A 13583-nucleotide genomic window follows, 5' to 3' on the forward strand; every position below is an offset into this window, starting at 1 on the left:
CCGACAATATTTTGATCTGATTCCGAAATTCCCCCCAATTGGTGTTTTGCTCGCGATCCGGTCATGATTCCCCGCATATCTCCGCCATGATGGTTCCCCTCAATCACGATGCGGAAAGCGAGGCTTGATCAGCTCATGAGACTGTCGGACATACCGCTGGGCTGGGTCGTCGCCGGCGCAGCCGCCCTCGTGGGCGCCGTCGCCCTGCTGGCCTTCGCCCGCAGCCGCTCGGCCGCAGCCACCAACACCGGCAATTCGGACTCCTGGGAACGCGCCGAGGAACGCCGCCGCCGCACCGAATCCCTCTACGGGGGCGCCTCCTACTTACTGCTTTTCTGCTGCGCCGCGGTCGCCGCCGCGCTCTCCTTCCACGGGCTGGTCGGCTTCGGCGTCCAGAACCTCGGCCTCTCCGGCGGCTGGGAGTACCTGGTCCCGTTCGGCCTCGACGGGGCCGCCATGTTCTGCTCCGTCCTCGCCGTCCGGGAGGCCAGCCACGGCGATGCGGCACTCGGCTCCCGCCTCCTGGTGTGGCTGTTCGCCGCGGCCTCCGCCTGGTTCAACTGGGTGCACGCCCCCCGCGGCTTCGGCCACGACGGCGCACCCCAGTTCTTCGCCGGCATGTCGCTGTCGGCCGCCGTCCTGTTCGACCGCGCCCTCAAGCAGACCCGGGTCGCCGCCCTGCGCGAGCAGGGGCTGGTCCCGCGACCGCTCCCGCAGATCCGCGTGGTCCGCTGGCTGCGCGCCCCGCGCGAAACCTACGCCGCATGGTCGCTGATGCTCCTCGAAGGCGTCCGCACCCTGGACGAGGCCGTCGAGGAGGTCCGCGACGACAAGCGCACCTCGGCGGAGAACCGGGAACGCCGCAGGATGGCCTCCCGCCGGGAACGCGCCGAGATCCGCGCCATCGGCCGCCAGCCCGGCACCAGTTGGCGCACCCGCCACACCCGCCAACTCGAACCCGCCCCCACCACCCCCACCCCGACGGAGCCCGCCATAGCCCCCGCCGGCCTCCCCGCCACCCCCGCCCACCGCAGCATCGACCTCACCCTGGAAGAGGACACCACGAGACTCGCTTCGCTCGAACAGAAGCTCAAGGACCTGGAGCAGCAGTTCGGCTGAGGAGAACGGACGGAGCCCCGACAGGGGCCCGGGGAACGGCGGGGCCGAGTCTGCTGGCGATCAACAGGGCGCTGAAAGGTTCCGCCGTTTCTGGTCCCCGTCTCTGACCCGAAGCAGCCACGACCACTCGCTGCCCCAGACCACCCGCAGCTCGGCCTCGCCGTCCCCCGAGCCCCTGAATACTCAGCTGCGCCCCTGAATACTCAGCTGCTCAACTCGAACCACATCCGCTTGCCCGAGCCGCGAGGCTCCACGCCCCACGCATCCGCGAGCCCCTCGACCAGCATCAACCCACGCCCGGACGACGCCTGTTCGCCGGGCGTGCGGCGTGTCGGCCAGAGATCGCTCTCGTCCTCGACCTCGACCCGCAGCCGCGCCCGCCCGTCCTCCTGGTAGAGCCGCGCAGTGAACATCGCGTCCCGGTCCGTGTGCCGAATCGCGTTCGTCACGAGCTCGGACGACAACAGCTCGGCGGTGTCGATGAGTTCGGGCACCCCCCAGCGCCGCAACGCGTCCCGCAACTCCGCCCGGAGTTCGGAGATCCGCGCCAGGTCCGCCTGCCCGATCCTGCGCCGCAACTGCTGCGCGGCGCGGCCGCCCGCGGGCCCGTCCCAGCGCAGCAGCAACAGCGCGATGTCGTCCTCGCGTTCGCTGGTGTCGGCGGCCTGCGAGGCGATCCGGTCGGCGAGTTCCTCCAGTGGCTCGCGTGGGGATTCGTCGATCGGGGGGAGGTGTTCGGAGACGGTGTCGCAGAGGCGGGCGAACCCGGTGTCGAGGTCCATGTCGCGGGCTTCGACCAGGCCGTCGGTGAACAGCAGCACGGTCTCCCCGGGGTCGAGGCTGAACCGGGTCACCCGGTACTCCTCGTCGGGCGCGACGCCGAGCGGCAGTCCGCCCGCCACCGGAACGGGGTGGGTGCTGCCGTCGGCGCGGCGCACCACGGGGTCGAGGTGGCCGGCCCGGACGGCGTAGACCACGCCGTAGTCGACGTTGACCTCGGCGTAGGTGCAGGTCGCGAAGTGGTCGGTGTCGAGGTCCGCCAGGAAGCGCGACGCCCGGGCCATCACGGCGGCCGGCGGGTGCCCTTCGGCCGCGTAGGCGCGCAGCGCGATGCGGAGTTGGCCCATGATGCCGGCGGCGTGCACGTCGTGGCCCTGGACGTCGCCGATGACCAGGCCGACGTGGCCGCCGGGCAGCGGGACGACGTCGTACCAGTCGCCGCCGATCTGGAGGCCGGAGCCGGCCGCGAGGTAGCGGACGGCGGTGGTGACGCCGGGGACGGCGGGGACGGTTCGGGGCAGCATGACGCGCTGGAGGCCGGCGGCGAGTTCGTGTTCGGCGTCGTGCAGGCGGGCCCGGGCGAGGGACTGGGCGACCAGTCCGCCGAGGGTGGAGAGCAGGGTGCGTTCGTCGGGGTCGAGTTCGCGGTCGTCGTCGAAGGAGACCACGCAGACGCCGGTGGGGCGGCCGCTGGCGACCAGCGGGAGGAACGCCCAGGAGGAGCGTCCGCTGCTCTCGGCCCAGTCCCAGGCCTCGGGGTAGCGCTCGCGGTACTCCTCGCGGCTGGAGACGAAGATCGGGGCGCGCTGCCGGACCGCCTCGGCGGCGGGGTGGGTGGGCGCGAGCGGGATGCGGTCGAACTGGGCGTCGAGGGTGCTGCGGTAGCCGCTGGAGCCGAGCACGGCGATCCGGCCGCCTTCGAGTGAGGCGAGGGCGAGTCCGTCGGGGCCGAGGCCTGGCAGCGGAAGTTCGGTGAAGACCCGGGTGACGTCGCGGACGGTGACGGCTTCGGAGAGGGCGCGGGCGGCTTCCTTGATGAACCGGGAGCGTTCCTCGCGCAGCACGGCGAGTTCGTCGGCGCGTTCGCGTTTGTGGAGTTCGACGGTGGCGTCCCAGACGAAGCCGACCATCCGGGAGGGGCGGCCGAAGGCGTCGGCGAGGACCCGGCCGCGGAAGCGCACGGCGTGCAGTTCGCCGTCGGGGAAGACGGTGCGGTAGTAGGCGCCGCACTGGCCGAGTTCGGCGACGGCCCGTTCGACCCGGCGGCGCACCACGGGGGCGTCCTCGGGGTGCAGCAGGGCGAGGAAGGCGCCGGAGCTGCGGTCGAACTGCTGGCCGGCCAGGCCCAGGATGGTGCAGGCGCGCCGGTCGCCGACCAGGGTGTCGCGCCGGATGTCCCAGTCGAAGGAGCCGATGCCGTTGGCGGCCATCGCCGGTTCGAGCCACTCGGGGGTGGAGTCCCCGGTGCGGGTGGGCAGGCCCCGGGCGGTGGACGGCACGGCGCGGCCGGCGGCGGTGCGCAGCGGGTTCGCGGGAGTGCTGTTCCGGGTGGCCTGGGCGGGCGGGGTGCGGCGGGCGGGCCCAGGCGCCTCGGGCTCGGTGGCCATGCTTCTCCTGCCGGATGCCTTGCCTGGCGGCCGCTGGTTTCCGTGTCCCCTGCTGGGCCGGCCGGACCGCGATGGTTGCGTGTGCCTACTGGCACACATTCTCACTACCCTCTCGTATGTTCGGCAAGGCGGCAATGCCGGTGACCTGCGCGGTACTGATCGCACACGATCCCGCCGGAGAATCCTCACCCGAACGGCCCACCCGGGTGGCCGGTCCGGAATTCCCCCCACCGGTTCGGGGCGGGCCCGCTCAGAGCACGGACAGCTCGAACCAGGTGACTTTTCCGTCCCCGCGCAACTGCACTCCCCAGTCGTCGGCGAGCGCCTCCACCAGCAGCAGGCCGCGCCCGGAGGTGGCGTCCTCGTTCGGGTGGCGGCGGCCGGGGAGGTGGCTGGTGCGGTCGTGCACCTCGACCCGCAGGCGCTGTTCGGCGGTGAACTGGGCGTCGAACTCGGCGCCCTTGCCGGTGTGCACCAGCGCGTTGGTGACCAGTTCGGAGGTCAGCAGCTCGGCGGTGTCGGCGAGTTCCGGCACACCCCAGTGGTCGAGCGCGGCCCGCAGCCGGCGCCGGACGGTACTGACGGCGGGCAGGTCCGCCGCCTCCAGGGAGGCGTGCAGCCGGCGGTGCAGGGCGCACTCCGGCTGGTGCACCGGGGCCGGACCCTGCGGCTTCGCCGCCGGCTGTGACTGAATCTGTGCGGGCCCCTGCCGGTCCGTCTGCTCCCGGCGCGAGGCCGAGCGCTGCCGCGGGAACCTTGCCTGACCGTCCATCAACTTCTTCAGCCCCCGCCCTCGTTCCGGACGGCCGCTCCGGTCCCCCACCGGCCCGGCGGCCACTTCTGGTCATCCTCATGCCCACTCGGCGGCGTTTGCAACAGTGATCCGCCCCTACGCCCGTGGTGAACGGTGCGCAAGGGCGTGCGCGGGCACGCGGGTGAGCCGGGGGCGCTCGCCCGGGCCGGGGCCCCGGCTCACCCGCGTGCCCGTTCGACGTCAGGAGATCTGCCGGCCCTGTTTGGCGCCGTTGGCGCAGTCCCACAGCCGGGCGGGCGCGGCGTTGTCGGTGCGCCGGTCGGCGATCTCCGGGCTGGTACGTCGGCTCGCCCCCGGCGCGATCCTCGCACGCCCCGATCGTCGATTCCGATCCTTGCCGACCACTTCCGCACAGCTCCTCCCCACTTCTCCCACACCCCTCCCGTGCGCCTGCGGGGCGTCCCGGGCCCGCGGCCGGACGCTGGACATGGCGGGCAGCCGCGGGTTCAATGGGGCCGACGCGTTTGAACGTCGTTCTAAACTCTTCACCGACCACCCTCCGTCCACCCTCGACGAGCGAGGCACCGTGCGACTGACTCCCACCGAACGGGACCGGCTGCTGATCTTCACCGCGGCCGAGTTGGCCCGCGCCCGACGGGCGCGCGGCGTGCGATTGAACGTGCCGGAGGCGACGGCGCTGATCGCCGACACCGTCTGCGAGGCGGCCCGCGACGGCCGCCGCCTGGCCGAGGCGATCGAGGCCGGCCGCACCGTGCTGAGCGCCGCCGACGTGCTGCCGGGCGTGCCGGACGTGGTGACGGTCGTCCAGGTGGAGGCGGTGTTCGAGGACGGGACGCGCCTGGCAGTGGTCAACGACCCGTTCCGCGGCGCGGGTTCGCTGGGCGACGGGGCGCCGGGCGCGGCGCTGCCGGGCGCCGGCGCGGGCTACGACCCGGTGGAGGAGGCGCTGCTGCTGCCGGTGCACAACACCGCCTCGGTGCCGATCTCGGTGACCTCGCACTTCCACTTCTTCGAGTCCAACCCGCGCCTGGCCTTCGACCGCGCCGCCGCGTACGGGATGCACCTGGCGGTGCCGGCCGGTTCCTCGGTGCGCTTCGACCCGGGCAGCACCGTCGAGGTCGGCCTGGTGCCGATCGGCGGCGAGCGGGTCGCGATCGGATTCGCCGGGCTGGTGGACGGGCCGCTGGACGCGCCGGGCGCGAAGGACGCGGCGCTGGCCACGGCCCGGGCGACCGGCTACCTGACCGAGTTCGACGACACGGAGCCCGCGCAGTGACCGCCAACGCCCGCCGCACCAGGAAGGATCACCACGCATGAGTGCTATCACCCCGCACGACTACATCTCGGTGCACGGCCCGCGGGCCGGCGACCGGGTCCGGCTCGGCGACTCGGGGCTGATCGTCCGGGTCGAGTCGGACTCGCAGGCCCCGGGCGACGAGTTCCTCGCCGGGTTCGGCAAGACCGCCCGCGACGGGCTGCACCTGAAGCCGGCCGCGGTCCGCGAGACCTGCGACGTGGTGATCTCCAACGTGCTGGTGATCGACGCGGTGCAGGGCATCCGGAAGACCTCGATCGGCATCCGGGGCGGCCGGATCTCGGCGATCGGCCGGGCCGGCAACCCCGACACCCTGGACGGCGTGGAGGTGGTGGTCGGCACCGGCACCACGATCGTCTCCGGCGAGGGCCTGATCGCCACCGCGGGCGCCATCGACACCCACGTCCACCTGCTGTCGCCGCGGATCATGGAGGCCTCGCTGGCCTCCGGCGTGACCACCATCATCGGCCAGGAGTTCGGCCCGGTCTGGGGCGTCGGCGTCAACTCGCCGTGGGCGCTGCGGCACGCGTTCAACTCCTTCGACGCCTGGCCGGTCAACATCGGCTTCCTGGGCCGCGGTTCGTCCTCCGACCCGGCTCCGCTGGTGGAGGCGCTCGCCGAGGGCGGCGCGTCCGGCTTCAAGGTGCACGAGGACATGGGCGCGCACACCCGGGCGCTGGACACCGCGCTGCGGGTCGCCGAGGAGTACGACGTCCAAGTTGCCCTGCACACCGACGGGTTGAACGAATGCCTGTCGGTGGAGGACACCCTCGCGGTGCTGGAGGGCCGCACCATCCACGCCTTCCACATCGAGGGCTGCGGCGGCGGCCACGTGCCGAACGTGCTGAAGATGGCGGGCGTGCCGAACGTGATCGGCTCCTCCACCAACCCGACCCTGCCGTTCGGCCGGGACGCGCTGGGCGAGCACTACGACATGATCGTCTCCGCCCACGACCTCAAGCCCGACCTGCCGGGCGACGCCGCGATGGCCCGCGACCGGATCCGGGCCGGCACGATGGGCGCCGAGGACGTGCTGCACGACCTCGGGGTCATCGGCATCACCTCCTCCGACGCCCAGGGCATGGGCCGGGCCGGCGAGACGGTGCGCCGCACCTTCGCGATGGCCGGCAAGATGAAGGCCGAACTCGGCCCGCTGGACGGCACCGGCTCGTACGGCACCGCCGAGGGCGGCGACGACAACGAGCGGGTGCTGCGCTACATCGCCAAGCTGACCATCAACCCGGCCATCGCGCACGGGCTTTCGCACGAGGTCGGTTCGATCGAGGTCGACAAGCTGGCCGACATCGTGCTGTGGCGGCCGGACCACTTCGGCGCCAAGCCGCAGCTGGTGCTGAAGGCCGGCTTCCCCGCGTACGGCGTGGTCGGCGACCCGAACGCCTCCACCGACCGGTGCGAACCCCTGGTGCTGGGGCCGCAGTTCGGCGCGCACGGCGCCACCGCCGCGGACCTCTCGGTGGCGTTCGTCGCCCAAGCCGCCGCCGATTCCGCCTACTTGGACGTCGCGGGCGACCAACTGCCCACCCGCAGGCGGCGGGTGGGAGTGCGCGGCACCCGGGGCATCGGCCCGCGCTCGATGCTGCGCAACGGCCGGCTCGGACAGGTCGACGTCTCGGCGACCGGCCTGGTCTCGCTGGACGGCGAACCGCTGCGCTCCGCGCCCGCCGACTCGGTCTCCCTCAGCCGCCTGTACTTCCTGTGAACTCCCCTCACTTTCCTAGGACTTGATTCCTCATGACCTCCCCCACCCCCGCCTCGCTCGGCTTCCGGATGCCCGCCGAATGGCACCCGCACGAGCGCACCTGGATGGCCTTCCCGACCCCGAACCCGACCTTCGACGGAGCCGAGCAGCTGGACGCGGCCCGCCGCGCCTGGGCCGAGGTCGCCAACACGATCGTCCGCCACGAGCCGGTCACCCTGGTCGTCAACACCGGCGAGACCGAGGCTGCCCGCCCCTATCTCTCCCCCGACGTGGAGATCGTCGAGCGCCCGCTGGACGACGCCTGGATGCGCGACATCGGCCCGTCCTTCCTGATCGACGGCGAAGGTCAACTGGCAGCAGCCGACTGGGTGTTCAACGGCTGGGGCGCCCAGTCCTGGGCCCGCTGGGACAACGACCAGCACATCGCCGAACACGTCACCGAGCTGGCCGGCGTGCGGCGCTTCGCCTCCCGTCTGATCAACGAGGGTGGCGGCATCCACGTCGACGGCGAGGGCACCGTCCTGGTCACCGACACCGTCCAGCTCGGCGAGGGCCGCAACGCCGACTGGACCCGCGAGCAGGTCGAGGCCGAACTGCACGCGCACCTCGGCACCACCAAGGCGATCTGGCTGCCGCGCGGACTGACCCGCGACTACGACGAGTTCGGCACCCGCGGCCACATCGACATCGTCGCCTCGTTCGTCCGCCCCGGCACCGTCGTCGTGCACTCCCAGCCCGACCCGGCGCACCCCGACCACGCGGTCTGCCAGGAGCTCGCCGGGATCCTCCGCTCCGCCACCGACGCCCGGGGCCGCAGCCTGGAGGTCATCGAACTCCCGGCCCCCACCGTCCTGTTCGACGAGGATGGCGAGCCCGTCGACTACTCCTACATCAACCACTACGTGGCCAACGGCGTCGTCGTCCTGTGCGCCTTCGACGACCCGCGCGACGAGCAGGCCAAGGCCATCCTGGAGAAGGCGTACCCCGGCCGGACCGTCGAACTGGTCGACGCCCGCGAGATCTTCGCCAACGGCGGCGGCATCCACTGCATCACCCAGCAGCAGCCGAAGGCCTGACGCCTCCTCACGCATCGAACGGCCGGTCAGTGGTGGAGCCGACGCTCCGTCACCGACCGGCCGTCCGGTCGCCGGTGAACTCCTGCGAACGATCTCCGGTATTCGGCCTCGGAACGCGCGTCACTGGTTAGCATGCCCGTGCGGCGCCAGGGGGGCGCCCGCCCAGCATTGGGGGATCCACGCATGCGCATTCGCGCGAAGGGGCTCACCGCCCTGCTCCTCGGCTCGCTGCTCGCCGTCGGCGCCACCGCCGCACCGCAGGCCGGCGCCGGCACCACCCCGGCCGCCACCACCGCCTCGACCCGCGGCCTGGAGATCGGCATCCCGGCCTACAGCTTCCCGGACTACCCGATGTTGCTGAACGTCCAGGCCACCACGCCCGCGCCGTCCGTCGTCATCCTCAACCCGGGCAGCGGCGAAGCCCCGTTCGCCGCCGACTGGCAGGCCCGCGCCGACGCGCTGCGCGCCAAGACCACCCCCACCGGCGAGCACACCAAGGTGATCGGCTACGTGCACACCGAAGCCACCGGGCGCGACCGGGACGCCGTGCTCAAGGACGTCCGCAACTACCTGGTCACCCCGGACGGCAAGCTGCACGTCGACGGCATCTTCTTCGACACCAGCAGCCGCAACTGCGGCGTCAACAACGTCGAACGCGACTTCTACCTCGACCTGCGCCACCAGGTCCAGGCACTCGTCCACTCGATCGACCCGACCGTGCAGGAACTGGTGGTGAACAACCCCGGCACCGCCGTCCAGGACTGCTTCCTGGAGCCCGGCAAGCGCACCGCCGACACCTTCGTCACCTTCGAAGGCACATACGACAACTACATCAACAACTACCTGGGCGGGAACGTCTTCAACCTGACCGCCGGCTACTACCCCGGCGCCGGGTTCGACCCCGACGGCACCTCCTACTGGCACCTGATCCACGCCACGCCCAACGCCACCGCCATGAAGACCGCCCTCAGCACCGCGTTCACCCGCGGCGCCGGGTACGCGTACGCCACCGACGACGTCGAACCCAACCCGTGGGACGCCACCCCCGCCTGGGGCTTCGGCGCGGAGACCTCGTACGCCGCCACCATCGGCTGACCTCCCGGCCGGGCCCACCCCTTCGTCGACAGGAGGGGCGGGCCTGGCCCCGCCGGGGTGTCATGGAGGCATGACACCCCCCACGCTCGACGAACTCACCGACGAACTGCTGCGCCTCGCCCCCGGACTGGACCGCGAACAGGCCGCCGCCGTCCTCCGCAAGGCCTACCGGGCCGGCCTCGACCACGGCCGGCAGGAGACCGCCGAAGGACGCGAACACAGCGGCTGGTGACCCCCGGCCGCACCCCCGCCCCGCCCCGTACGGGAAACTGGACGCCGGACAGCCAGCAACGAGGAGAGCGGATGGCCCCGCCACGCACCCGCCGCCCGGCCCGCCCGCGGGAAGAGGTGTACGCGGCCGCCCGCGCCGCCATCGCCGAACACGGCCTCGCCCGCCTCACCATGGCCGGCCTCGGCCAGCAGCTCGGCATGAGCGCCGGACACCTGCTCTACTACTTCGGCAGCAAGGACCAGCTCCTGCTGGAAACCCTCCGCTGGAGCGAGGCCCAGCTCGGCGAACGCCGCACCCGCGAACTCGCCCGCCACGACCTGCCGGTACTCGAACGGCTCGCCCGCTACATCGACCTCTACCTGCCCGAAGGCCCCGGCGACCCCCGCTGGATCCTGTGGATCGAGGTGTGGAGCCGCTCCCCCGGCACCGCAGAACTCCGCCAGGGCCAGCCCGACATCGAGACCCCCTGGCAGAACGACCTCACCGCACTCATCACCGAGGGCCTCACCACCGGCGTCCTCACAACCGTCGCCGACACCCCCGCTCCCGCTCGCGCCACCCAGCTCCGCGCCCTCCTCGACGGCCTCGCCATCCCCCTCGCCATCGGCCTCCCCGCCACCACCCGCCCCCAGGCCACCGCCCACGCCACCTCCGCCGCCCACGCCCTCCTCGGCGTCCCGGCGAAGGCGGCGGAGTAGCGGAGCAGCGGTCGGACGGGCGCCACGGCTTCGGCACGGGCCGAGGGAACGCGACCGGCACAGGCCCGGCCACCGACGGCGTGCCACGGGCAACCGGCCACCGGCCACCGGCCGTTGGGCACCGGGCCGCCGACGAACGCAAGCGGCAGGGCGTTCACGATCGGATGCCGCGCCACACCGGGCAACCACCGCCCCACCCGGCGAAGCCGCCGCTCACCACCCGCAGGCCACCCGCGCACCCGGCCGACCCGGTCCGGCACGGAACCGGCAGCACCGACGGGCACCCGCAGCGGCCCGGCAACGGGCACCGGCCAGGCCTCACCGCGCCACCCGGCGAAGCCGCCGCTCACCACCCGCAGGCCACCCGCGCACCCGCCCGACCCGGTCCGACACGGAACCGGAAGCACCGACGGGCCCCCGCAGCGGCCCGGCAACGGGCACCGGCCAGGACAGACCCACCGCCACCGGCCGAGCCTCACCGAGCCACCCGGCTACCACTCCTCCGGACGAAGCCCGCACGACGCCAACGGGCGCGCGCAGCGAGGCGGCGACGGGCACCGGCCGGAACAGACCCACCGCCACCGGCCGGGCCTCACCGCCCCTCCCGGCGAAGCCGCCGCTCACCACCCGCAGGCCACCCGCGCACCCGGCCGACCCGGTCCGGCACGAAACCGGAAGCACCGACGGGCACCCGCGGCGGCCCGGCAACGGGCACCGGCCGGAACAGACCCACCGCCACCGGCCGGGCCTCACCGAGCCACCCGGCTACCACTCCTCCGGACGAAGCCCGCACGACGCCAACGGGCACCGGCCCGAACGGGTCCAGCCTGGCCGCACCGGATCCCGTGCGGCTGCCGCACGGGGCGGAGCCCCCGTCGCGGGCGTCACTCCGTCCAGACCGCCACCGCCGTGCGGTCGTCGGCGTAGCCCTTGGCGCGGACCTGGATCTGGCGGAGGAAGTCGACGGTGCCCGGAGGGTGCGGGTGCGCCCAGTGGCTGGACAGGAAGTGCGCGACGGCCGGCTCCTCGGCGATCGGGTCGGCGAGGCCCGGGGTGCACAGCAGCAGGATGTCGCCGGAGGTGGCCGGCACCAGGCGGAACCGGAACGGGCGCGGCGCCTGCCGCGCGGCCGGGGGCAACGGGGGCTGGCCGTCCGGGTGGTGGAGCAGCCGGGCCGCGTACGCGTCGATCCAGTGTCCCGACCGCAGCAGGTACAGCCCGCCCGGGCCGGTGCCGAACGCGGCCCGGTGGGTGGCCGCCGGGTCGGTGGACATCAGCAGGCAGTGCAGCGAGGCGGTCTCCTCCGCCGGCGTCTCCTGAAGGGCTTCCGGCTCGGCCCCCTCCGGCACCGTGTTCTCGGCGTCGCCGCGCAGCCGGGCCGCCGCCTGGAGCGCGATCCGCTGCAGGCCGTACCGCAGCCGGTCGCGGGCTCCGGCCCGCAGGTCGGCGGCGAGTTCGGCGCGGCTGCGCCCGATCGCGACGGCCAACTGCCGGGCCGCGTCCGCCGCCGCGGCGGAACCCGACGCGGCGTCGGCCCGCCGCGCCGGGCCCGCGAGCACCGTCAGCACCAGCCCGTCCTCGGCCTCCCCGAACCGGACGGTGAGCAGCGCGTCGCGCCGCGGCTCGCCCCGGTAGCGGGCGGAGTCGCCGCGGATCGACACGGCCCGCAGCGTGGTCGCCGCGAACTGGGCGCCGTCGATGGCCGTGTCCGGCACGATGCCGGCCAGCCCGTCCGGGTCGGTGACCGGCAGCGCGGTCGGCTCGGCGGCGTACGTCGGCGGCCGCTCCCCGACATGCGGCACCGCCGGCGCCTCCGGCCCGCGCCAGGGCGCGCCGCGCTCCGACGGCGGGGCCACTGCGGCATCCGGCTCCGCGATGGCCTCGGGCTCCATCGGGGCCTCGGGTACCGCAACCGCCACCGCGACCGCCACCGGGGCCGGCTCCGGCTCCGACTCCGGCTCCGGCTCCGGCTCCGCAACGGCGGGCGGTTCGGCGGGCGGTTCGGCGGGCGGTTCGGCGGGCGGTTCGGTGGGGTGCGGCTGGTGCGGCTGCTCGGCCGGTGCGTCGTCGTCGGTCGGGCAGATCTCGGGCCAGGCGGCCTCGGCCCAGCTACGCAGGGACGGTTCCGGGTGCGCCACCGCATCCACGGGGGTGTGCTCGGTGGCGGGCCCGTCCTGGGTGTCGAAGAGGCCGACGGCGGAGGTGAACCATTCGTCCACGGACGAGGTGTCGGCGACGGCGTCGGGAGTGTCGGGGAGGGTGCCGGCGGGGCCCGCGTAGACGGTGTGCCACCAGGCGTCGTCGGGTCGGCTCGGCCCGGGTGCGCCCTGCTCGTTCAACTGACGGCTCCTGATTGATCCGTGGAATAGCCGGACGTCAAGTCATTCTTCCGAAGCACAACGACGGTGTCCGGGAATCGGAACATCGCACCGACGCCGGGGTGGGGTTCCGGCCACTGCCGGTCGAAATGAGCCGCAGCGATGGGCCGCGCGGGGGAAATTCGGAGCCCAAGAGGGGCATCGCTTCACCCGATCGGCTGATTAATATGTGCGCATGACCGCGCCAGGACTTCGCACTCGACCCCGGGAAGGGACCGCGTACGCGGTATTCCGGCCCGTGGCGATGCTGTGGTCCGTGCTGCTGGCCGCCCTGCTGGCGCTGCTGCCGTGCGCGGCGAACGCCCGCACGGCGAGCTCCGTGCCCCCCGCGCCCGTCACGTCCGTCCAGGCGGTGTCCACCGTCGTTCCGGCGGCGGCCGCCGTCTTCGCGGACCGGGACCGGGTCGGCGCACCGTCCGGACACCAGCACGCGCTGGCACCGGACGGCCCCGGCGTGCTCATCCTGTGCACCGCGGACGGCCCGGGCCGGGTGCCCGGTCACGGCTGTTCCAGTCACTCCTTCTGCGGCCCGGAGTCGCAGCTCCCGAACGCGCCCCCGCAGCCCGGCGCGGTCGTCCTGCCGCAGTTGGTGGCTCCCCCCGCGTCGCCCGCCGCCCCGGCGTGCGACGTCCGACCGGCGCCGCACCACGCGCCCGACCTGCACGTCCTCCAGGTTCACCGGTCCTGAGCGGAACCCACCGCCGACCCGTTTCCCCGACGAAGGGGCGGTCGGCGGCTCCGCTGCCCCAACCCCACCGCAGACCGCCGTGAACCGCACGGCGGGGACA

Annotated in this window: 12 protein-coding genes; 8 read left to right on the forward strand and 4 right to left on the reverse strand. The window is 73.5% G+C overall.

All coding sequences use genetic code 11. The features are described 5' to 3' along the window. The first annotated feature begins 135 nt into the window (after positions 1–135). Positions 136–1119 carry a DUF2637 domain-containing protein gene (locus tag ACIHEI_RS32595; RefSeq protein ID WP_396609232.1) on the forward strand — a complete coding sequence of 328 codons (984 nt, stop codon included), beginning with the start codon at positions 136–138 and terminating at the stop codon, positions 1117–1119. A 203-nt stretch (positions 1120–1322) separates the two neighbouring features. Here ACIHEI_RS32595 and ACIHEI_RS32600 read toward each other — a convergent pair whose 3' ends face one another. The 3 genes from ACIHEI_RS32600 to ACIHEI_RS32610 form a co-directional block, all read right to left on the reverse strand. Continuing rightward, positions 1323–3506 (reverse strand): SpoIIE family protein phosphatase, encoded by a 2184-nt coding sequence (locus ACIHEI_RS32600; protein ID WP_396609233.1) that lies wholly within the window; start codon positions 3504–3506, stop codon positions 1323–1325. Positions 3507–3756: 250 nt separating this feature from the next. Then, on the reverse strand, positions 3757–4158 hold the full coding sequence (locus ACIHEI_RS32605; protein WP_387645630.1) for an ATP-binding protein: 402 nt from the start codon (positions 4156–4158) through the stop codon (positions 3757–3759). A 342-nt stretch (positions 4159–4500) separates the two neighbouring features. Beyond that, a complete protein-coding gene (locus tag ACIHEI_RS32610; protein WP_396609234.1) occupies positions 4501–4665 on the reverse strand; it encodes a hypothetical protein in 165 nt (54 codons plus the stop codon). Positions 4666–4846: 181 nt separating this feature from the next. Here ACIHEI_RS32610 and ureA point away from each other — a divergent pair, with 181 nt between their 5' ends. The 6 genes from ureA (at position 4847) to ACIHEI_RS32640 (ending at position 10417) form a co-directional block, all read left to right on the forward strand. Continuing rightward, positions 4847–5557, forward strand: a complete 711-nt coding sequence (gene ureA, locus ACIHEI_RS32615) for an urease subunit gamma (RefSeq protein WP_396609235.1) — start codon at positions 4847–4849, stop codon at positions 5555–5557. A 37-nt stretch (positions 5558–5594) separates the two neighbouring features. Next, positions 5595–7316, forward strand: coding sequence for an urease subunit alpha (locus tag ACIHEI_RS32620; RefSeq protein ID WP_387645634.1), 1722 nt, complete (start codon positions 5595–5597; stop codon positions 7314–7316). Between the two features lie 32 nt (positions 7317–7348). Beyond that, complete coding sequence (locus ACIHEI_RS32625; RefSeq protein WP_387645637.1) at positions 7349–8392, forward strand: agmatine/peptidylarginine deiminase; 1044 nt, start codon at positions 7349–7351, stop codon at positions 8390–8392. Positions 8393–8575: 183 nt separating this feature from the next. Continuing rightward, positions 8576–9487 carry a spherulation-specific family 4 protein gene (locus tag ACIHEI_RS32630; protein WP_396609236.1) on the forward strand — a complete coding sequence of 304 codons (912 nt, stop codon included), beginning with the start codon at positions 8576–8578 and terminating at the stop codon, positions 9485–9487. Positions 9488–9557: 70 nt separating this feature from the next. After that, positions 9558–9719: a hypothetical protein gene (locus ACIHEI_RS32635; RefSeq protein WP_392948448.1), complete on the forward strand. Its 162-nt coding sequence runs from the start codon at positions 9558–9560 to the stop codon at positions 9717–9719. A gap of 71 nt (positions 9720–9790) precedes the next feature. After that, the gene (locus ACIHEI_RS32640; protein ID WP_392948451.1) at positions 9791–10417 is read left to right on the forward strand and encodes a TetR/AcrR family transcriptional regulator; all 627 of its coding nucleotides are present in this window, start codon (positions 9791–9793) and stop codon (positions 10415–10417) included. Between the two features lie 884 nt (positions 10418–11301). On the opposite strand, the gene ACIHEI_RS32645 is transcribed toward ACIHEI_RS32640, so the two are convergent. Then, complete coding sequence (locus tag ACIHEI_RS32645) at positions 11302–12756, reverse strand: hypothetical protein (protein ID WP_396609237.1); 1455 nt, start codon at positions 12754–12756, stop codon at positions 11302–11304. A 277-nt stretch (positions 12757–13033) separates the two neighbouring features. Between ACIHEI_RS32645 and ACIHEI_RS32650 the strand changes: the two genes are divergently transcribed. Continuing rightward, positions 13034–13483: a hypothetical protein gene (locus tag ACIHEI_RS32650; RefSeq protein WP_396609238.1), complete on the forward strand. Its 450-nt coding sequence runs from the start codon at positions 13034–13036 to the stop codon at positions 13481–13483. Positions 13484–13583: the final 100 nt, after the last annotated feature.

This window comes from Kitasatospora sp. NPDC051984 (assembly GCF_044593455.1).
In the GTDB taxonomy this organism is placed as follows: domain Bacteria; phylum Actinomycetota; class Actinomycetes; order Streptomycetales; family Streptomycetaceae; genus Kitasatospora.

What these genes read in the sequence shown, in the direction of transcription:
- ACIHEI_RS32595 (WP_396609232.1), top strand. Translation starts at nt 136, where the DNA reads ATGAGACTGTCGGACATACCGCTGGGCTGGGTCGTCGCCGGCGCAGCC.
- ACIHEI_RS32600 (WP_396609233.1), bottom strand. Translation starts at nt 3,506, where the DNA reads ATGGCCACCGAGCCCGAGGCGCCTGGGCCCGCCCGCCGCACCCCGCCC.
- ACIHEI_RS32620 (WP_387645634.1), top strand. Translation starts at nt 5,595, where the DNA reads ATGAGTGCTATCACCCCGCACGACTACATCTCGGTGCACGGCCCGCGG.
- ACIHEI_RS32625 (WP_387645637.1), top strand. Translation starts at nt 7,349, where the DNA reads ATGACCTCCCCCACCCCCGCCTCGCTCGGCTTCCGGATGCCCGCCGAA.
- ACIHEI_RS32630 (WP_396609236.1), top strand. Translation starts at nt 8,576, where the DNA reads ATGCGCATTCGCGCGAAGGGGCTCACCGCCCTGCTCCTCGGCTCGCTG.
- ACIHEI_RS32635 (WP_392948448.1), top strand. Translation starts at nt 9,558, where the DNA reads ATGACACCCCCCACGCTCGACGAACTCACCGACGAACTGCTGCGCCTC.
- ACIHEI_RS32640 (WP_392948451.1), top strand. Translation starts at nt 9,791, where the DNA reads ATGGCCCCGCCACGCACCCGCCGCCCGGCCCGCCCGCGGGAAGAGGTG.